The sequence below is a fragment of the Methylobacterium sp. J-092 genome (assembly GCF_022829325.1).
Taxonomy (GTDB): Bacteria; Pseudomonadota; Alphaproteobacteria; order Rhizobiales; family Beijerinckiaceae; genus Methylobacterium.
The window spans coordinates 1-19,098 of sequence record NZ_JAKSXU010000120.1; the positions used below are offsets into that span (position 1 = coordinate 1).

General features: G+C 71.8%; 16 protein-coding genes and 1 pseudogene. 10 read left to right on the forward strand and 7 right to left on the reverse strand.

The features are described from left to right. The 10 genes from MKK60_RS14180 to truB all read left to right on the forward strand — a co-directional run. On the forward strand, window positions 1–817 hold an 817-nt coding region (locus tag MKK60_RS14180), incomplete at its 5' end, for a PQQ-binding-like beta-propeller repeat protein (RefSeq protein ID WP_243986658.1). Between the two features lie 97 nt (window positions 818–914). Then, entirely contained in the window at window positions 915–1,067 is a 153-nt protein-coding gene (locus MKK60_RS14185) for a hypothetical protein (protein WP_243931665.1), read from the forward strand. Between the two features lie 262 nt (window positions 1,068–1,329). Beyond that, entirely contained in the window at window positions 1,330–2,424 is a 1,095-nt protein-coding gene (locus tag MKK60_RS14190) for a hypothetical protein (protein ID WP_243986661.1), read from the forward strand. After that, complete coding sequence (locus MKK60_RS14195) at window positions 2,421–3,284, forward strand: hypothetical protein (RefSeq protein ID WP_243986663.1); 864 nt, start codon at window positions 2,421–2,423, stop codon at window positions 3,282–3,284. Before MKK60_RS14190 ends, MKK60_RS14195 begins: the two co-directional genes overlap by 4 nt. A gap of 284 nt (window positions 3,285–3,568) precedes the next feature. Next, on the forward strand, window positions 3,569–4,348 hold the full coding sequence (gene rimP / locus MKK60_RS14200) for a ribosome maturation factor RimP (RefSeq protein ID WP_243931669.1): 780 nt from the start codon (window positions 3,569–3,571) through the stop codon (window positions 4,346–4,348). A gap of 68 nt (window positions 4,349–4,416) precedes the next feature. Further along, on the forward strand, window positions 4,417–6,024 hold the full coding sequence (gene nusA / locus MKK60_RS14205) for a transcription termination factor NusA (protein WP_147728245.1): 1,608 nt from the start codon (window positions 4,417–4,419) through the stop codon (window positions 6,022–6,024). Window positions 6,025–6,041: 17 nt separating this feature from the next. Beyond that, window positions 6,042–6,851: an RNA-binding protein gene (locus MKK60_RS14210; protein WP_243986666.1), complete on the forward strand. Its 810-nt coding sequence runs from the start codon at window positions 6,042–6,044 to the stop codon at window positions 6,849–6,851. Then, window positions 6,852–9,770, forward strand: a complete 2,919-nt coding sequence (infB, locus tag MKK60_RS14215) for a translation initiation factor IF-2 (RefSeq protein WP_243986668.1) — start codon at window positions 6,852–6,854, stop codon at window positions 9,768–9,770. It abuts the gene before it with no gap. Between the two features lie 114 nt (window positions 9,771–9,884). Next, window positions 9,885–10,319, forward strand: coding sequence for a 30S ribosome-binding factor RbfA (rbfA, locus tag MKK60_RS14220; RefSeq protein ID WP_243986670.1), 435 nt, complete (start codon window positions 9,885–9,887; stop codon window positions 10,317–10,319). 121 nt (window positions 10,320–10,440) lie between these two features. Beyond that, entirely contained in the window at window positions 10,441–11,472 is a 1,032-nt protein-coding gene (gene truB, locus MKK60_RS14225; protein WP_409567398.1) for a tRNA pseudouridine(55) synthase TruB, read from the forward strand. Window positions 11,473–11,549: 77 nt separating this feature from the next. Here truB and MKK60_RS14230 read toward each other — a convergent pair whose 3' ends face one another. From MKK60_RS14230 to MKK60_RS14260, 7 genes and pseudogenes are all read right to left on the reverse strand, one after another. Next, window positions 11,550–11,690 (reverse strand): hypothetical protein, encoded by a 141-nt coding sequence (locus MKK60_RS14230; protein ID WP_187274966.1) that lies wholly within the window; start codon window positions 11,688–11,690, stop codon window positions 11,550–11,552. After that, on the reverse strand, window positions 11,687–12,775 hold the full coding sequence (locus tag MKK60_RS14235; protein WP_147843766.1) for a phytoene/squalene synthase family protein: 1,089 nt from the start codon (window positions 12,773–12,775) through the stop codon (window positions 11,687–11,689). Before MKK60_RS14235 ends, MKK60_RS14230 begins: the two co-directional genes overlap by 4 nt. Next, a complete protein-coding gene (locus tag MKK60_RS14240; RefSeq protein ID WP_243986673.1) occupies window positions 12,756–14,282 on the reverse strand; it encodes a phytoene desaturase in 1,527 nt (508 codons plus the stop codon). The genes MKK60_RS14235 and MKK60_RS14240 overlap by 20 nt, the downstream gene beginning before the upstream one ends. 51 nt (window positions 14,283–14,333) lie before the next feature. Further along, the gene (gene bchO / locus MKK60_RS14245; protein ID WP_243986675.1) at window positions 14,334–15,248 is read right to left on the reverse strand and encodes an alpha/beta fold hydrolase BchO; all 915 of its coding nucleotides are present in this window, start codon (window positions 15,246–15,248) and stop codon (window positions 14,334–14,336) included. Window positions 15,249–15,296: 48 nt separating this feature from the next. After that, entirely contained in the window at window positions 15,297–17,432 is a 2,136-nt protein-coding gene (locus MKK60_RS14250; RefSeq protein WP_243986677.1) for a VWA domain-containing protein, read from the reverse strand. Next, on the reverse strand, window positions 17,429–18,439 hold the full coding sequence (bchI, locus tag MKK60_RS14255; protein WP_243933293.1) for a magnesium chelatase ATPase subunit I: 1,011 nt from the start codon (window positions 18,437–18,439) through the stop codon (window positions 17,429–17,431). Before bchI ends, MKK60_RS14250 begins: the two co-directional genes overlap by 4 nt. A gap of 308 nt (window positions 18,440–18,747) precedes the next feature. After that, window positions 18,748–18,936: pseudogene (locus MKK60_RS14260) on the reverse strand (aminotransferase class I/II-fold pyridoxal phosphate-dependent enzyme); the annotation flags it as partial. Between the last annotated feature and the right edge of the window lie 162 nt (window positions 18,937–19,098).

Here is a 19,098-nt window from a genome sequence, read left to right on the forward strand (position 1 = left end):
TCAGAAGGTCGGCGGCAAGGAGACCCCGCTGCTGACCCACTTCGACCGCAACGGCTTCGGCTACACCCTCAACCGCGCCACCGGCGAGCTCCTCGTCGCCGAGAAGTTCGACCCGGTCGTCAACTGGGCCTCCAAGGTCGATATGGACCGGGCGTCCCCCGGCTACGGCCGGCCGATCGTCGCCGAACGCTACTCGCCCGAGCGGACCGGCGAGGACGAGACCACCACCGGCATCTGCCCCGGCGCGATCGGGGCGAAGAACCAGCAGCCGGCGGCGTTCTCGCCCGGCACGGGGCTGTTCTACGTGCCCACCAACCACGTCTGCATGAGCTACGAGCCGTTCCACGTCACCTACACGACGGGCGTGCCCTATGTCGGCGCCACCGTCGGGCTGCAGCCGCCGCCGGGCGAGTCCCGCACCGGCGCGTTCGTCGCCTGGGACGGCGTCGCGGGGCGGATCGCATGGTCCCTGCCCGAGCCGTTCTCGGTCTGGTCGGGCGCCCTCGCCACCGCCGGCGGCGTGGTCTTCTACGGCACGCTCGAGGGCTACCTGAAGGCCGTCGACGCGACGACGGGCGAGGAGCTGTACAAGTTCAAGACCCCGTCGGGCATCGTCGGCAACGTGATGACCTACCGGCACGGCGGCCGTCAGTACGTGGCGGTGCTCTCGGGTGTCGGCGGCTGGGCCGGGATCGGCCTGGCCGCCGGCCTCACCGACCCGGCGGACGGCGCCGGCGCGGTCGGCGGGTACGCGGCACTGTCGGATTATACCGCGCTCGGCGGCCAGCTCACCGTCTTCGCCTTGCCCGCGCGGTGACGAGGCTGCGATACCAATCTGTGGGTGAATTTCCCACATCAAGCAGAAACATGCGCGTCGCACGATGTCGCTCCCGTTCGAGGAGCCGATCGATTCGATGCCGGATTCGCCTGCCACGCCGCGACGCCTGCGCCTGCGCGACCTTCTCGTCGCAATCGTGCTGACGGTGTGGATCGTCGCCGTGGCGCGGACCGAACGGACCGCGCAGCTGACCCCGCCGGTCGTGTCCTACGCGGCGGCCTCGCGCTGAGGCAGATCTCACAGCGTTCCGTCCGGGCGCTGCCCGATCGGCGCACCGGGCGCCGGCGCGCGGCCCAGGTCGAGACGCAAGGGTTGGCCGCCCGAAAGCCGGACCCGCGTCGGCTCCGTGCCGGTTTTCGTGTCTCCCTCCCCCGACGCCGATCCGGCCCCGGAGCTTAGTCCCTAAGCGAATTCAAAATAGGAAAATAAACTGTACATTCCCGCTTTGTTCCGGTAAATGATCCTCATCGAAGGCGATTCGGATCGATGCCATGGCCAGACAACCGAGGATCGGTGAAGAGGTCCGGCAACTGAAGGGGCTTCTGGCCGGGCTCTCCCTCGACACGAAGCTCCTCCGCCTGGAGCAGGCACTCCGGCGAAAGGATTGGTCCGACCAGCCGCGCGCTCCTTTCGGTCAGCCTAACGGTGGGCAATGGATTGCCGGCGGCGGTGGGGATGGGAACGCCGTCGATCCGGACGTGCTGCGGCTGATCAAGCCGCAATGGGCACAGATGCCCGCAGCCGAGCCCACGCAGATTCGCGAGGAGACCCGTCTCGACGACGGCACCCGCATCCTCTCGATCCGCATCCGCGCCGGCCGGCGCGACTTCGACGAGCAGCACGCGGTCACCGCGCCGGACGGCGAGAGCCGGGTCTTCGAGACCCTCGGGGCGACGCAGACGATCCGCGACGGCGTCTCCGGCGAGATCCTGGGGCGCAGCACCTGCACGGCGAACGGCGCCGAGCCGGACGCGACGGTGCAGCCCGCCTTCCTGCAGGCGGTTCCGCTCGCCCTGGCGGCCGTTCGGATCCTACGGACGCTCGAGCTCGCCGGCACGCTCTTCGCGACGCTTTCGGCGCAGCGGGGTCGCTACGGCACCGTCCTCGGCACCACGGCGCACGAGTTCCGTGGCGCCGAGGACTTCAAGCACATGCCGGCGATCTGGGTCGGTCCGCTCGACCAGGCATCCCTCGACGCCGCCTGCCCGAAGACCGGTGAGATCCAGACCCAGCTCGACGCGGTCGCCATGGCGGTTCGACAAAGTGGCGCGTATCGAACGCCGCAAGCCATTGGCACCGCGATCCACGTGCTGATGGATCGTTGGGCAAAAGCCCAGAACATCGCCGATTTCAAATCGGAGCTGTCGATCCTCAAGACTGGAGACGAAGGCTTGTATGGTCAGTCCGGCACGAGCCGCCTCGACCAGTTTCATAGCCCACAGCCGACCGTCGCCTGCGTCTACGACTACAAGACGGGGCTTCGCGGCCTCGGTTGGTCCGATTCGGTGCGTTACGCGACCCGGGCCAAGATGCTGTTCCCCAAAACGCAGCGGATCATCGTCATACAGATGCGGGAGTCGCGATGACGACCAAGAAGCAGTTGGCTCGGCTTTTCCGGGACGTGCTGAAGCACAATCCGGATTGGGTCCAAGTGAAACCGTATGCGATCTGGATCCGCCCGATCCGCCATTGCATCGCGCAGATCTACATCTATCGCGGCAGGTCTGCCGATGTATTTTGGCCCAGGTTCAGTATCGCGCCCTTGTACTGGAGTGGCGCGAACTGGGATTGGAATGTCGGCAGTTTTTCCGAGGGGTTCCGACGCGAGCCTCTACCTGCCCCCTTCACGCGGGACTACTTCCTCCAGCCCGATTACGAGCGCAGGCCGGAATTTCCCCAGCTTGCCGCCTGGGCGGCCACGGTCGGGGACTTCGCGTGGGCAGATCCCGAAATCGGCCGCATCTTCACGCGCGCGGTCGAGGAGCAGGTCCTGCCGCTGCTGCGCCCGATGGCCCTCGACCACCATGCCTATTTGGACTTCTACCGCAGCCATATCATCCCTCGCGGTAACGTTCACGACGAGCAGCGCATGGCGATCGCGCTCGCGGAGGGCGCGCTGGACGAGGCGCGCGAGTTCCTGGGCCAGATCTGGCGGTGGTACGAGAGCGACACCTACGGCGATTACGAGCCGCCGGAGATCCTCGACTATCCCAAGCGCGGCGCGCGCACGCAGCGCGCCATCGAGGCCTGGGAGAAGGCCGGCCGCTGCACCGACTACCGGCGCCGCCGCCGCCGCATCCTCGAGATCGTCGAACCGCTCCGCACCAGCGACCGCGCGGCCATCGCGGCGATCCTTCACCGCTGGGAGGCCGAGGCGGCGCGCTTCCACCAGGCCGAGCGCTGGTGGGAGCCGACGCCGTTTCCCATCGAGGAGGGGCTGGCCTGAGCGACCGTCGATCCGACCTCACAGAGGCCCTTCCACGGTCCAGGATCGCTCCTCGAGCGATTCCCGGGTCGTCCGGCTGCTTCGGGTCGAGGCGACGCGCAGCCGGAAAACGCTTGAATTCTTCGCGTTCACCCGCTAGATCGTTTCTTATCAGTTCTGGTTGCAGTCGCGAGGCTGCGGTTCGGGAGTGGGCCCCACCGGGTCCGCTCTTTTTTATTGCCGCAAGCCCCTCTCCTGTCCTCCGGAGCGCCGCCCCATCAGCGAGCCCGATCCTGAGCGCAGTCATGTCAGAGCCGACCGCCGTCCCCTCGCCCGAGCCGTCGGCTGAGCCGACGGAGAAGCGTCTGGTCCGCGAGACCGGCGTCGCCGCGCGCGTGGCGCAGGTGATCGAGGGTCCGATCGAGGGGCTCGGCTTCCGCCTCGTGCGGGTCAAGGTGTCGAGCGCGAACGGCTGCACCGTGCAGATCATGGCCGAGCGGCCGGACGGCTCGATGTCCATCGACGAGTGCGAGACCGTAAGCCGCGCGATCTCGCCGATCCTCGACCTCGATGACCCGGTCGGCATCGCCTACTATCTCGAGATCTCCTCGCCCGGCATCGACCGTCCGCTGGTCCGGGTCTCCGACTTCGCCCGCTGGGCCGGCTACGAGGCCAAGATCGAGCTCGCCGTGCCGCTCGGCGGCCGCAAGCGCTTCCGCGGGATCATCGGCGAGCCGGACGCGACGGCGCTCACCGTCCCGGTCGACCTGCCTGACGTCAAGGAAGGCCTGCCGAGCCGGGTCTCGCTGCCGTTGCGCGACCTCGCCGATGCGCATCTGGTGCTCACGGACGAGCTCGTGCGCGAGTCGCTGCGGCGCGGCGGAGGCCCGGTGCAGGACCTCGATGAGGCGCTCGACGACGACGAGGCGGAAGACGCCCCGGCCCTTCCGCCGGCGCCGTTCCCGAAGCGGCAGAAGGCTTCCGCCAAGCCCAAGGCGGCCAAGCCGAAGCCCGCTTCGGACGCGCCCAAGAAGCCCGTGACCACCAAGGCGGCCCGCCTCAAGGACCGCGACTCGCTTCACTAGAGCATCGCCGCCCGCCTCGCTTGCAAAGCGGCGACCGGGGCGGCACCCCAAGAGAAGGACCGACACAGATGGCCGTCGTCAGCGCCAACCGGCTCGAACTCCTGCAGATCGCCGACGCGGTCGCCCGCGAGAAGGTGATCGATCGCTCCATCGTGATCGACGCGATGGAGGAGGCGATCGCCAAGGCGGCCCGCTCGCGCTACGGCGCCGAGACCGACGTGCACGCCGAGATCGACAACAAGACCGGGGCGCTGCGGCTCTCCCGCCACCTCCTCGTGGTCGACCTCGTCGAGAACGACGCCCGCGAGATCACCCTCGACCAGGCCCGGCGCTACAATCCCGGCGCGCTCGTCGGCGACGTGATCTCCGACACCCTGCCGCCGTTCGATTTCGGGCGCGTCGCCGCGCAGTCGGCCAAGCAGGTCATCGTCCAGAAGGTGCGCGACGCCGAGCGCGACCGCCAGTTCGACGAGTACAAGGACCGCATCGGCGAGATCGTGAACGGCCTCGTCAAGCGCGTCGAGTACGGCAACGTCATCGTCGACCTCGGCCGCGGCGAGGGCATCGTCCGGCGCGACGAGATGATCCCGCGCGAGACCTTCCGCCCCGGCGACCGAATCCGCTCGTACCTGTTCGACGTGCGCCGCGAGGTGCGCGGGCCGCAGATCTTCCTGTCGCGCTCGCATCCGCAGTTCATGGCGAAGCTCTTCGGCCAGGAAGTGCCGGAGATCTACGACGGGATCGTCGAGGTGAAGGCGGTCGCCCGCGATCCGGGCTCGCGCGCCAAGATCGCGGTGATCTCGCGCGACGGCTCGATCGATCCGGTCGGCGCCTGCGTCGGCATGCGCGGCTCGCGCGTCCAGGCGGTGGTCGGCGAGCTCCAGGGCGAGAAGATCGACATCATCCCGTGGTCGGAGGACCAGGCGACCTTCATCGTCAACGCGCTGCAGCCGGCCGAGGTCGTCAAGGTGGTGCTCGACGAGGAGGCCGACCGCATCGAGGTGGTGGTGCCCGACGACCAGCTCTCGCTCGCCATCGGCCGCCGCGGCCAGAACGTGCGCCTGGCCTCGCAGCTCACCGGCTGGGACATCGACATCCTGACCGAGGCCGAGGAGAGCGAGCGCCGCCAGAAGGAGTTCGCCGAGCGCACCACCGTGTTCATGGGCGCGCTCGACGTCGACGAGACCGTCGGCCAGCTGCTCGCGGCGGAAGGCTTCCGCAACGTCGAGGAGATCGCCTACGTCGACATCCAGGAGCTGTCCTCGATCCAGGGCCTCGACGAGGAGACCGGCGCCGAGATCCAGGCCCGCGCCCAGGATCACCTCGCCCGGATCGAGCAGGAGCACGACGACCGCCGCACCGAGCTCGGCGTGCAGGACGAGCTGCGCGAGATCGACGGCCTGACCACGCCGATGCTGGTCTCGCTCGGCGAGAACGACGTGAAGACGATCGAGGATCTGGCCGGCTGCGCCACCGACGACCTCGTCGGCTACACCGAGGGCCGCGGGCCGGAGGCCAAGCGCCACGCCGGCTACCTCGACGGCTTCGAGGTCTCGCGCGCCGAGGCCGAGGCCATGATCATGGCCGCCCGCCTTCGCGCCGGCTGGATCGAGGCGCTGCCCGAGCCCGAGGCGACCGAGGACGCAGCGGAGCCCGCCGAGGCCGAGGCCAACTGACGACGCGAGGTCGGGCGATGATTCAGGCCGCTCAGCCGCCGGCTGACGAGGGCATCGAGGACGTCGTCCTCGATGCCGGGCCGAATCGTGGCCGACAGGGCGCGCTGCGCACCTGCATCGTCACGCGCACCGCGCAGGCGCCCGACGCGATGATCCGCTTCGTCCTCGGGCCGGACGGCTCCGTCGTGCCGGACCTGCGCGCCCGGCTTCCCGGCCGCGGCGCCTGGGTCAGCGCCCGCCGCGAGGACGTCGCGACGGCCGTGAGGAAGCGGGCGTTCAACCGGGCGTTCAAGACGCAAGGCGCGACCACCTCGGCCGACCTGCCCGACCGGATCGCCGAGGGGTTGCGGGCCGACCTGCGGCAGGCGATCGCGCTGGCCAACAAGGCCGGCTGCATCGTGACCGGCTTCACCAAGGTCGAGGCGGCGATCGGCGCGCAGCCGCGCGTCGCTGCCGTGATCCATGCGTCGGACGCCGCGCCCGACGGTCGCCGCAAGATCGCGGCGGCATTGCACCGGCGGCACGGCGATGCCATATCCCGCATACCGATCGTTGACGACTTGTCCGAAGACGAATTGGACATGGCCTTGGGTCGGGATCATGTGATACACGCTGCGCTCGTCGCAGGAGTCGGGGCCGCCGGCTGCCTGGCGCGTTGGCGTCGGCTACGCTCCTTCGAGGGCGTCGCTGCGGCGATCGAGGAGCGCGGATCCGCCGGATACGGCGGGGATGCTCCCCCTCTGCAAGACGATGCCGTGACGGATCAGGCCGGCGCTCCGCGGGTTGCCGGTTCACGCGACGATGGAAACCCTCAGGGTTCAGGCTGAATGAGCGATACGAATAATCCGGGCGACAAGACTCTGAGCAAGACTCCTGCGAAGCCGCTTTCCTTGAAGCGTCCGATCGAACAGGGGACCGTGCGCCAGAGCTTCTCCCACGGCCGCTCCAAGCAGGTCGTGGTCGAGACGGTGAAGCGCCGCGTCATCGGCGCGGCGCCGGCGCCCGTCGCCCCCATCGCGGCCCCGACACGGGTCGCCCCGCCTCCGCCGCCGGTCGCCCCGCGCCCGGCCCAGCGGTCCGCGTCCGGCGTCGTGCTGCGCACGCTGAGCGAGCAGGAAAGCTCGGCGCGCGCCGCAGCGCTCGCCGACGCGCAGCGCCGCGAGCAGGAAGCCCGCCGCCAGGCCGAGGCCGCCGCCGAGGCGCAGCGCGCCCAGGCCGCAGCCGAGGAGCGCGAGCGTGAGGCTGCCGCCGCCGCCAAGCGCGCCGAGGAGGCGCGTCGCCAGGAGGAGGAGAAGCAGCGCGCCGCCGAAGCCGCTGCCGCCGCCGCCGAGGCACGTGCCGCCGCCGAGGCGGCGCCGGCCAAGGCGCCCGAGCCTGCCGCCGCGCCGGCGCAAGCTTCCGATCAGGTCGCCGCGCCCGCGGCCGCTCCGGTCGCCGCCGCGCCCGCGGCCGCCAAGCCCGCACCGGCTCCGCGTCCGGCCGCGGCTGCGACGCCTGCCGCTCCGCAGGCGGCGCGTCCCGCCGCCGGGGCCGCGCGTCCTGCGCCGGCCGCCGCACGGCCGCCGCTGACCGCGCGTCCGACCCCGGCCGAGCCGCGCAAGACCATCACCGCGGACGTGCGCAAGCCGCAGAACCTGAACTTCATGGCGCGCCCCGCCCCGGCGCCCGAGCCCGAGAAGAGCGCGAGCCCGACCACCGCGGCACGGCCCGCGGGGACCGCTGCGCGTCCGGCCGGCCGCCCGGCGGCGAACGAGGACGAGAGCGAGACCAAGCGCGTCATCCGCCGTCCCGGCATGCCGCTGAAGATCATCACGCCGCCGAAGACGCCCAAGCAGCCCGGCGGCGACCGCAACCGCGGCCGCCTGACCATCGCGACAGCGACGTCCGGCGAGGACGAGCGCACCCGCTCGATCGCCTCCTTCCGCCGTCGCCAGCAGCGCATGAGCGGAAGCCGGCAGGTCGAGCAGAAGGAGAAGCTGTCGCGTGAGGTGACGATCCCGGAGACGATCACGATCCAGGAGCTCGCCAACCGCATGTCGGAGCGGGCGGTCGACGTGATCCGCCTGCTGATGAAGCAGGGCGAGATCCACAAGATCACCGACGTGATCGATTCGGATTCGGCGCAGCTCATCGCCGAGGAGATGGGCCACACCGTGCGCCGCGTCGCCGAGTCGGACGTGGAAGAGGGCCTGACCTCCGACGAGCCGGATCTCGACGAGGATCTCGATCCCCGTCCCCCGGTCGTCACGATCATGGGCCACGTCGACCACGGCAAGACGTCGCTCCTCGACGCGATCCGCAAGGAGAACGTGGTCGAGGGCGAGGCCGGCGGCATCACCCAGCACATCGGCGCCTACCAGGTCGCGTCGCCGTCGGGCGACATGATCACCTTCATCGACACCCCCGGCCACGCGGCCTTCACCTCCATGCGCGCCCGCGGCGCCAAGGTGACGGACATCGTCGTGCTCGTAGTGGCGGCCGACGACGGTGTGATGCCCCAGACGATCGAGGCGATCCAGCACGCCAAGGCGGCGGGCGTTCCGCTGATCCTGGCGATCAACAAGATCGACAAGCCCGAGGCGAACCCGCAGCGGGTCCGCACCGAGCTGCTCCAGCACGACATCCAGGTCGAGTCGATGGGCGGCGAGACGCTGGAGTTCGAGGTTTCGGCCAAGACCGGCGACGGCCTGCCCGACCTGCTCGAGGGCCTGCAGCTGCAGGCCGAGATCATGAACCTGCGCGCCAACGAGAAGCGCGACGGCGAGGGCACGGTCATCGAGGCCAAGCTCGATCGCGGCCGCGGCCCCGTCGCGACCGTGCTGGTGCAGCGCGGCACCCTGTTCACCGGCGACATCGTCGTCGCCGGCGCCGAATGGGGCCGCGTCCGCGCGCTCATCGACGACCAGGGCGAGAACATCCAGTACGCGGGACCGTCGGTCCCGGTGGAGGTCCTCGGCTTCAACGGCACGCCGGATGCCGGCGACCGCGTGATCGTGGTGCCGAGCGAGGCCCGCGCCCGCGAGGTCACGGAGTATCGTGCCCGGACGAAGCGCGAGCGCCAGAACGCCCGCACCGGCGGCGCCAATCGCTCGCTCGTCGACATGATGCGCGACCTGAAGGAAGGCGCCGGCCGCAAGGAGCTGCCCGTCATCATCAAGGGCGACGTGCAGGGCTCGGTCGAGGCGATCTCGGGCGCGTTGGAGAAGCTCGGCAACGACGAGGTCTCGGCCCGGATTCTGCTCGCCGGCGTCGGCGGCATCACCGAGTCGGACGTGACCCTCGCGACCGCCTCGAAGGCGGTGGTGATCGGCTTCAACATCCGCGCCCACAAGGAAGCGCGGGAGCTCGCCGAGCGCAACGACGTCGAGATCCGCTACTACAACATCATCTACGACCTCGTGGACGACATCAAAGCGACCCTGTCGGGCATGCTGCCTCCGACGCTCCGCGAGGAGCGCCTGGGCGAAGCCTTCATCCAGGAGATCTTCGAGGTCTCGAAGGTCGGCAAGGTCGCCGGTTGCCGCGTCTCCGACGGCGTGGTCCAGCGCGGCGCCCATGTCCGCCTGATCCGCGACAGCGTGGTGATCCACGAGGGCAAGCTCTCGACCCTGAAGCGCTTCAAGGACGACGTGAAGGAAGTCACGTCGGGCCAGGATTGCGGCATGGCGTTCGAGAACTTCGAGAACATGCGCGCCGGCGACACCATCGAGTGCTACCGGGTCGAAGAGATCCGCCGCACGCTCTGATCGCGTTCGACAGCGCATCGACACGGCGGCCGCGGCTCCTGCCGCGGCCGTCTTTTTTCGTACTCCAGTCCTGCCTCGTCTGCTCGACGACCCGGTGCCGGACCGCAGAAGACCATGGCTCAGAAACCCAACCCGAACGGCCCCACCCAGCGCCAGCAGCGCGTCGCCGAGCTCGTGCGCCACGCGCTGGCCGAGGTGCTCCAGCGCGGCGACATCCAGGATCCGGTCCTCGGCACCCACGTGGTGACCGTGCCGGAAGTTCGGATGTCGCCCGACCTCAAGCTCGCCACCGCCTACGTGATGCCGCTCGGCGGCATGGACGAGGCGCCGGTGATCGCCGCGCTCGAGCGCAACCGCAAGGCGCTCCGGCAGGAGGTGGCCCGGCGGGTGAACCTCAAATTCGCCCCCGAGCTGCGCTTCCTGCGCGACGACACGTTCGATGAGGCCGCGCGGATCGACGCGCTGCTGCGCAACGAGCGCGTCCAGCGCGACCTCGACAAGGGAGCGCCGGACGAGGACGACGCGGAGGTCGGCGGGGGGCGCCCGTGAGGGCCGGCCCCGACCCGATCGAAGACGCCATCGCGGCGCGGCACCGGCAGGCGGGCGCGCACCGATCCAGATTCCGTTTCGCCGATTGACGTAAAAAAGCATGATGCCGACCGAGGTTTCCATGAACGACGTCCCGACCTCCGAGCATCCGGTCTCCGCGCCCGAGATGCCGTCTTCGGGCGAGCGCCGCAGCGAGGAGGGCCGTCGCCCGTCCCGCGGCGGTCCGCGGCCCGACCGGCCGAAGAAGCGCGACGTGTCGGGCTGGGTCATCCTCGACAAGGGCGTCGGCATGACCTCGACGCATGCGGTCGCGGTGGTGAAGCGTGCCTTCAACGCCAAGAAGGCGGGGCATGCCGGCACCCTCGATCCGCTGGCATCCGGGATCCTGCCGATCGCGCTCGGCGAGGCCACCAAGACCGTCCCCTTCGTGATGGACGGCCGCAAGGCCTACCGCTTCACCGTGAGCTGGGGCATCGAGACCGACACCGACGACGCCGAGGGCCGCCCGGTGGCGACGAGCGAGGACCGCCCGACCCGCGCGGCGGTCGAGGCCGCCCTTCCGAGCTTTGTCGGCGCGATCGAGCAGGTGCCGCCGCGCTACTCGGCGATCAAGATTCAGGGCGAGCGCGCCTACGACCTCGCCCGCGACGGCGAGGTGGTCGAGCTGGTGGCGCGTCCCGTCCAGATCGATCGCCTCGCGGTGGTCGAGCACGAGACCGACCGCACGGTGATCGAGGCCGAGTGCGGCAAGGGCACCTACGTCCGGGCGCTCGCGCGCGACCTCGGGCGCCTGCTCGGCTGCCGCGGCCACGTCTCGGCCCTGCGCCGCACCCGGGTCGGGCCGTTCGCGGAGGCCGATTCCTGCAACGTCGCCGGGCTCGACGCCGCCGGGCCCGAGGGCAGCCTCGCCCACCTGATGCCGGTCGAGACCGCCCTCGACGCGATCCCCTCCGTCTCGGTCTCGCGCGACATGGCGATGCGCCTGATGCGCGGCCAGTCGGTGATCCTGCGCGGCCGCGACGCGCCGGTCGAGGGCAAGATCTTCGCGACCTGCGGCGGCATCCTCGTCGCGGTGGGCGACGTCGAGCGCGGCGAGCTGGTGCCCCACCGGGTGTTCCACCTCGGTGGAACGGCCGCCGGCCGGGCATCCTGATGTCGATGGCGTGAACGGGCCTTCTTTCCTCCCCCGCAGAGGGGGAGGGAAATGCGCAGGTCGGAACTCTCCTGGAGCTATTCTCCGCGGTCCACCTTTGCCGCCGCGCGGTCCCGCCGGATGCCGCGCCTGAGCGCGACGAGCTGCCAGATCGCCAGCCCGAGGGCGAGCGCGAAGACCAGCCCGATGTCGAAGGCGGCGAAGAGCGGGTCGCTCACGCCGGCTCGCGCCCCGTCGCCTCACGCTCGCGCAACGCCTCAATCATCTCGAGCACCCGCACCGCCTGGCCCGGGATGTCCCACCAGGGGCGGGCCAAGGGCGTGCGCGTCGGCACGGCCTCGATGAGGTAGGCGGTCTCGGGCAGGCTCGGCGCGTCGCGCTCGGTGCCGCCACCGAGCGGCAGCGCGGCGCGGGCGAGCAGCTGCAGCTTGCGCCCCGCCCCGACGCGGGCGCGCCGGGTGACGCTGTCGAACCCGTTCCGGACGATCTCCGTACCGATCTCGGCATAGATCAGGCGCGCGGCCCGGATCGCCGGACGGCAGGCGAGCGGCAGGCTGCCGATGCCGGCCTCCGAGCGGGCGTAGAGCACGTCCGCGGCGGCGAGCAGCCGGGCGACCACGTCGCGCAGCGCGTCCGTCGCGACCGGCTCGGCCAGGAACGCGTCCGGATCGATGCCGGCCTCGTCGAGCCAGTCGAGCGGCAGGTAGAGGCGGCCGGCCCGCGCATCCTCGCCGACGTCGCGGGCGATGTTGGTGAGCTGCATCGCCACGCCGAGGTCGCAGGCCCGCGCCAGCACGTCGGCATCGCGCACGCCCATGATCAGCGTCATCGTCGCGCCGACGGAGGCCGCGACGCGGGCGGCGTAGGCGCAGAGCGCGCTCAAGGTCGCGTAGCGCCGCCCTTCGGAGTCCCAGGCGAGGCCTTCGAGCAACGCCGCCGGCAGCGCCTGCGGGATCGCGTGGTCGGCGACGACGTCGGCGAGCGCCCGGTCGGCGGCATGGTCGGCGGGGTGGCCGGCATGGATGCGCGCGAGCCGCGCATCGAGCCGAAGCACCGCCCCGGGCGCCGCGCCGGCCTTCGCGTCGTCGACGAGATCGTCCGACAACCGGCAGAAGGCGTAGAGCCCGTAGGCCGCGCGCCGGACGCGCGGCGGCAGCAGGTGCGCGGCGGCGTAGAAGCTGCGCGACCCCGCCCGGATCGCGGCGCGGCAGGCGGCGTGGTCGGCCTCTGACGCGTGCGACGAGGCCGGGCGCAGGGCGGCCAGGAACGCGGCCGGAAGCGACTCAGGCGAAGACGCGCGCATCGGGAACCACCGTATCGAGGACGCGGGCCGTGGACAGGACGCCGGGCAGGCCGGCACCGGGATGGGTTCCGGCGCCGACGAGGAACAGGTTGCGCACGTCTTCCGAGGCGTTGTGCGGACGGAACCACGCCGACTGCGTCAGCACCGGCTCCAGCCCGAAGCCGGAGCCGCGGAAGCTCAGGAAGTCGTCGCGGAAATCCTGCGGCGTCGTCACCTTCGAGGTGACGATCTCGGCCGAGAGGCCCGGCAGCACCGTCGCCTCGAGGGACGCCTCGATGCGCCGGCGGTAGGGCTCGGCGAGCGCCGCCCAATCCTGGCCGCCGGCGAGGTTCGGCACCGGCGAGAGCACGTAGAACGCGTCGCATCCCGGCGGCGCCAGCATCGGGTCGGTCTCGGTCGGACGGTGGAGATAGAGCGAGAAGTCGTCGGCGAGGTGCTTCCTGCGGAAGATGTCGTCGATCAGTGCGCGGTAGCGCGGCCCCATCAGGATGGTGTGGTGGGCGACGTCCGGATATTTCCGCTTCGTTCCGAAGTACCAGACGAACAGGCCCATGGAGGAATGGGCCTTGTCGACCTTGCGATCGGTCCAGCGCCGTCTGGCCGATGCCGGGACCAGATTGCGATAGGTGTGGGCGGAATCGGCGTTCGAGACGACGATGTCGGCGGCGATCGTCGTGCCGTCGGCCAGGCGCACGCCGGTGGCCGCGCCGCGGGCGACGGTAATCTCGGCGACCTCCGCGTCACAGCGCAGGGTGCCCCCCTGCCCCGCGATCAGGCCGACGAGGCCGTCGACGAGGCGGCCGGTGCCGCCCATGGCGAAGTGCACGCCCCAGCGCCGCTCGAGATGGGCGATCAGGCAGTAGATCGCGCTCGCCCGGAACGGGCTGCCGCCGATCAGCAGCGGGTGGAAGCTGAAGATGGTCCGCAGGCGCTCGTCGCGGATGTACTTCGCCACCACGTCGTAGACGCTGCGGTGGCCGCCGAGCCGCACGAGGTCCGGCGCGATCCGCAGCATGTCCCGGATCCGGCCGAAGGGCACGTGGCCGAGCTCTTCGAAGCCGACGCGGAAGATGGCCTCGCTCTGCGCCATGAAGCGCTCGTAGCCGGCGACGTCGGCGGGCGAGAACTTGGCGACCTCCGCCCGCATGGCGGCCAGGTCGCCGGAATAGTCGAAGGTGGCGCCGTCGTCGAACCGGATGCGGTAGTAGGGCCGCATCGGCACCAGGGTGACGTCGTCCGCCATGCGCCGCCCGCACAGCGTCCACAGTTCCTCGAACAGGAACGGCGCGGTGACGATGGTCGGGCCGGCATCGAAGGTGAAGCCGTCCTGCCGGTGGACGCGGGCCCGGCCGCCCGGCTTGTCGAGCCGTTCCAGCACCGTGACCCGGTAGCCGCGGGCGCCGAGGCGGATCGCGGCGGCGAGCCCGCCGAAGCCGCTGCCCACGACGACGGCGTAGGGCCGGCGATCCGCATGTGTCAACGGTACCGACGCATCGAGTGTCAACATGGTTTGACACTAAGGTCGATTGCCGACCTCAGGCAAGGGCCTTTCTGAGGCTCAGGCGGACCGCGGCGCCTCGGCTGCGGTCAGGGCGTCGAACTCCGCGAGGATCGCCGCGGCGACGCGCTCGGGCGCTTCCTCGTGCGCGAGGTGGCCGAGGCCGCGCATCAGCTCGACGCGGGCATCGGGCAGGCGGTCGCGCACCGCGAAGGCGGTGTCGGGCGCGATCGCCTTGTCGTCGGAGCCGACGACGAGCAGCGTGCGGACACCGAGCCGCGGCAGCGCGCGGTCGAGGGCGTCGAGGTTCCAGTTCGCCATCATGCCGAGCGCTCCGGCGACGTGGGCGGGCTTCCGGAACAGGCGGCGATAGAGGTCGAGTCCGACGGGGTCGAGACGCGAGCCGGTGCCCTGGATCAGCCGCTGCACCGCGGCGCGGTCCGCCGTCCAGGCGAAGATCTTCGGCGTCATCCGGTTCAGGAACAGCATCCGCGCCATGCTTGGGAACAGGATCGAGGCAAGACCTGGGAACGGCTTGAGGGCGCCGTTCAGTGCCACCAGAAGCCTCGGCGACAGCCGCGCGTCGAGGCAGGTCCGGGCCAGGATCGCGGCGCCCGCCGAATGGCCGACCGCCACGACCGGCCTCACGCCGAGCTGCGTCGTCAGGTCGGCCAGGGCGGACGCCATGCCGGGAAGCGACAGGCGCCCGGCCGGCAGCGGATCGGTGAAGCCGTGGCCGGGCAGGTCCGGCGCGATCACGCGGAAGCGCCCGGCCAAGGCCGGCATCAGCCCGCGCCAGGAATGCGTCGCCGCGCCCGTCCCGTGGACGAGGAGCAGCACGGGGGCGTCGGCCGGCCCCATCGCCTGCACGTGCCAGCGCAGGCCGGAAGCCTCGACGAAGCGGCTGGCGTCGCGATGCGGCCAGTCGCGCCCGTCGCGCTCCCAGTCCGGGCGGTCCTCGGACATGCGTGTCATGGTTTCCTGAAGGACCTGGTTTCCTGAAGGACCTGCCGATGCGAGCCGTCACGCCGCCGCGCCCGCCGCCCGCACCGCGGCGCTGAGCTTGCGGGCGTCGGCCTGCGGCAACGGGAGATAGCGGGCGCCCATCGCCTCGGCCAGGGCGCGCGCCGAATCCTGCGGGCGCGGCGCGGTGTCGATCAGGATCGCGGAGAACGCCGCCGCGCGGAAGCGCCGGGCCGCGGCGAGCGCGTCCTCGGCGGCGCGCGGCCGGCCCGGTGCGCCGGCGCGGTCGACGTTGGCGCGCCCGTCGGTGAGCAGCACGACGACCGGGGTGCCGCCGCCGCGGCGGACGGCGAGCGCCACGTCGGCCGCCGCATCGAGCCCCGCGGCCAGCGGCGTGCCGCCGCCGCCGGGCAGCTCGGCGAGCCCGCGCTTGGCCCGCACCAGCGAGCGGGTCGGCGGCAGCACGAGCTCGGCCGCCCGGCCGCGGAAGGCGACGAGCGCCACCCGGTCGCGGCGGACATAGGCCTCGGCCAGCAGCAGCTCGACCGCCCCCTTCGCCTCGGCGAGCCGCTCGATCGCCGCCGAGCCGGAGGCGTCGACCGCGAAGATCGTCGTGCTCTCGGTCCGCTGGCGAAAGCGCGTGATCCGAAAATCCTCCGGCCGCACCAGGATCGCCCGGGCGTCGCCCGCTTCGGCCTCGGATCGCCGGAGGGCCTGCCACGGGGCGGCGGCGCGCAGGGTCGCGAGCAGCGCCAGGCGCCCGCGGCGCGGGTCGCCGGCGCGCGCGCCGATCGGCCGGCCCTGCCGCGCGGCGGAGGCGGCGGCCCCGGCCCTTCCCGCCTTGCCGCCGCGCGCCGGCGCCTGCCCGGCGGCCAACGCCGCGAGCAGGCCGGGCGGGATCGCCGCGCGTGCCGCCGCGAGCACGACGTCGTCGAGATTCGGCGATTCGGCCTGCTGCTCCGAGCCCGCCGCGTCCCCGTCGGGCTCCGGCGGGTTCTCCTGCTGCGGCGATCCGCGATCGTCGGGGGGCGGTTCGGAGGCTTCGGCGGGTTGCTCGGGAACCGGCATCCGCGTCGCCCGCGGGCCGAGCACGAGGGCTGCTGCCTCGACGAGATCTCGTTCCGCGAGCCCATCCCGTCCGTCGCGGGCGGCGATCAGCCGGGCGATCCGCACGGCGAGCAACGGCCCGCGCAGGGACGTCACGCCGAGGGCATCCGCGGCAGCGCAGAGCGCGGGGATGGCGTCGGACGCGTCGTCCGGTTCAGGCGTGGGTCTGGAGCGGTCGCGAGCGGTCGCGCCTCTCCCCACCTCCTCGTCCCTGCCGAAGAGCCCGCGCGCCTTCCCTCCCCCCGACGGATCTCGGGCCTGCCCGAGATCCGCACCCTGTCTGCCCAAGTCGGGCAGGCCCGACTTGGGTGCGGGGGAGGGTGAGCCTCGCGTGAGCGAGGGTCGGGAGAGGGGAGCGCCGGATCCGGCATCGTCGCTCCCCTCTCCCGACCCGCTTCGCGGGCCACCCTCCCCCGCAGAGGGGGGAGGGAAAAGCGGTTCCTTCGATCGCCGTTCGGGGTGTGCGGATGCGAACGTCGCCTGCGAAGCAGGATGGCGTTCTGCGGAACGCGCCCTTTGCGGCCCTCGAAGCCCCGTCCCGTCATGCCCGGGCGGAGCATCCTCGATCTCCCGCAGCCCGAAGGCGCGCAGATCCACGTCGAAGGCGAGGCGCTCGGTGAGCGCGCTCGGCGGCGCCTCGTCGTCGAGCCCCTCGTCGAGCAGCACCAGGCCGAAGCGGGCGGGCCGCGTCTCGCAGAAACCGTCGCGCGCGACCGTGATCGTGCCGGTGTCGAGCGCCGCGACGAGACGAGCCGCCGTGCCGGGAGACAGGCGCTCGGCCATCGGCACGACGACGAGGCCGCCGTCGGCCTCGGCCAGGAGGCCCGCCTGGGCCATCGGCCGGCCGGCCGACAGGGTCGCGGCGAGGTCGAGGCCGCCGAGCAGGCGGTCGTCGCCGATGCCGGGCGGGCAGCGCCGGACGGGGGTGCCGGGCGCGAGGCGGTCCGTCAGGTGCCGCAGCCACGCCTCGCGGACCGGGCCCGTCCCGGCGCGCAGGCGGATGCCGACGCAGGTCTGCGGATCGGCCGCCAGCAGCGAAGCGGCGCGGAGCGCCTCGGCCCAGCGGCCCTCGCCGGGCGCGAGCGTCACGCCAGCACGTCGGCGACCGCCCGCGCCACGCGGGCGGTGGAGCCGGCCTCGTCGAGCGGGTTGCGGCGCAGGCGATGGCGCAGTGCCGCCGGCGCGATCCGGCGGACATGGTCGATGGTCACGTCGTCCGCGCCGTCGAGCGCTGCCAGCGCGCGGGCGGTGCGCATCAGGGTGAGCTCGCCGCGCAGGCCGTCGGTGCCGAGCGCCACGCAGAGCCTCGCGCAGGCCTCCAGCACCGCGTCGGGGATCGTCACGGCACTCAGCCGTTCGCGGGCGAGCGTGATCTGCTTGGCCTGCGCCCGCTCGGCTTTGGCGTAGGTGGCGCAGAACGCTTCCGGGTCGCGCTCGTAGGCGTCGCGGCGGCGGACCACGTCGATGCGGGTCGCGATGTCGGTGGGCGTCGCCACCTCGACCGCGAGGCCGAACCGGTCGAGGAGCTGCGGCCGTAGCTCGCCCTCCTCCGGGTTGCCGGAGCCGACGAGCACGAAGCGCGCCGGGTGCCGGATCGACAGGCCCTCGCGCTCGACGGTGTTGACCCCGGAGGCCGCCACGTCGAGCAGCAGGTCGACGAGGTGGTCCTCCAGCAGGTTGACCTCGTCGATGTACAGGAAGCCGCGGTTGGCCCGCGCCAGCAGCCCAGGCTCGAACGCCTTCTCGCCGAGCGCCAGCGCCCGCTGCAGGTCGAGCGCGCCGACCACCCGGTCCTCGGTGGCTCCGAGCGGCAGGTCGACCACCGGCACCGGCACGAGCGCGCTCTTGCGCTCCGCCTGGCCACGGCAATGCGGGCACGATTCGGCGGGTGCGGCCGGATCGCAGGCATAGGGGCAGCCGACGACCGCGCGCATCCGCGGCAGCAGACCGGCCAGCGCCCGGATCGCGGTGGACTTGCCGGTGCCGCGATCCCCGAACACCAGCACGCCCCCCACCGACGGATCGACCGCCGCGATCAGCAGCGCCCGACGCATCTCGTCCTGGGCGACGATGGCGGTGAAGGGGAAGGTGGTCACGCGCGGGGGCACTCGCGATTGCGAAGAGGTTGTCACGCCGATCCGTGGCTGGGGAGGTTCGGCGCGATCGGCGCGATCGAGAATGGCACCCTGGCCTTCGAAACGCACGGGCAGTTCCCTTCTTCCGATGCGACTCGTCAGGGCCGCACGCTATGCAGGGTCAGGCGCGGGTCCCCTCTCCCCATGGAAGAGGGGGCCCCGCGGTGCTTCGGACGCACCATCCGGCGCCGTCACGCAGAGGCGTCGGAATTCGGTAGGGCCCGAGGACGCGGAGAAACTCGCCGCACGGATTGTCGGCGGCGTGTCCCCTACTCCGCCGCCACCCGCTCCAGCCCGATCCGCCCCCAGATCGCGGCCAGCGCCCCGACGAGGTGGTCGAGGTCGGCGTCCGTGTGAAGGGGCGACGGGGTGATGCGCAGTCGCTCGGTGCCGCGGGCGACGGTCGGGTAGTTGATAGGCGGCACGTAGATGCCGAACTCGTCGAGCAGGGTGTCGGCGCCCAAGTCCGCCAAGGGCATGCCGAAGGCCGCTAAAGCCTCCGAGGCAGCCCCTAAGGCACGCGGTCGGAAGAAGGCCACCGAGACGGCCTGAGGCCGCTTAGCGCCTCGTTCCGGCACACCGCGGCACCTGTCGCGGTGACGGGCCTCTAACCAAGTGCC

Bases quoted from the DNA above. Each gene is read 5' to 3' on its own strand.
- MKK60_RS14185 (WP_243931665.1), top strand. From the start codon at position 915: ATGCCGGATTCGCCTGCCACGCCGCGACGCCTGCGCCTGCGCGACCTT.
- MKK60_RS14190 (WP_243986661.1), top strand. From the start codon at position 1,330: ATGGCCAGACAACCGAGGATCGGTGAAGAGGTCCGGCAACTGAAGGGG.
- MKK60_RS14195 (WP_243986663.1), top strand. From the start codon at position 2,421: ATGACGACCAAGAAGCAGTTGGCTCGGCTTTTCCGGGACGTGCTGAAG.
- rimP (WP_243931669.1), top strand. From the start codon at position 3,569: ATGTCAGAGCCGACCGCCGTCCCCTCGCCCGAGCCGTCGGCTGAGCCG.
- nusA (WP_147728245.1), top strand. From the start codon at position 4,417: ATGGCCGTCGTCAGCGCCAACCGGCTCGAACTCCTGCAGATCGCCGAC.
- MKK60_RS14210 (WP_243986666.1), top strand. From the start codon at position 6,042: ATGATTCAGGCCGCTCAGCCGCCGGCTGACGAGGGCATCGAGGACGTC.
- infB (WP_243986668.1), top strand. From the start codon at position 6,852: ATGAGCGATACGAATAATCCGGGCGACAAGACTCTGAGCAAGACTCCT.
- rbfA (WP_243986670.1), top strand. From the start codon at position 9,885: ATGGCTCAGAAACCCAACCCGAACGGCCCCACCCAGCGCCAGCAGCGC.
- truB (WP_409567398.1), top strand. From the start codon at position 10,441: ATGAACGACGTCCCGACCTCCGAGCATCCGGTCTCCGCGCCCGAGATG.
- MKK60_RS14235 (WP_147843766.1), bottom strand. From the start codon at position 12,775: ATGCGCGCGTCTTCGCCTGAGTCGCTTCCGGCCGCGTTCCTGGCCGCC.
- MKK60_RS14240 (WP_243986673.1), bottom strand. From the start codon at position 14,282: ATGTTGACACTCGATGCGTCGGTACCGTTGACACATGCGGATCGCCGG.
- bchO (WP_243986675.1), bottom strand. From the start codon at position 15,248: ATGACACGCATGTCCGAGGACCGCCCGGACTGGGAGCGCGACGGGCGC.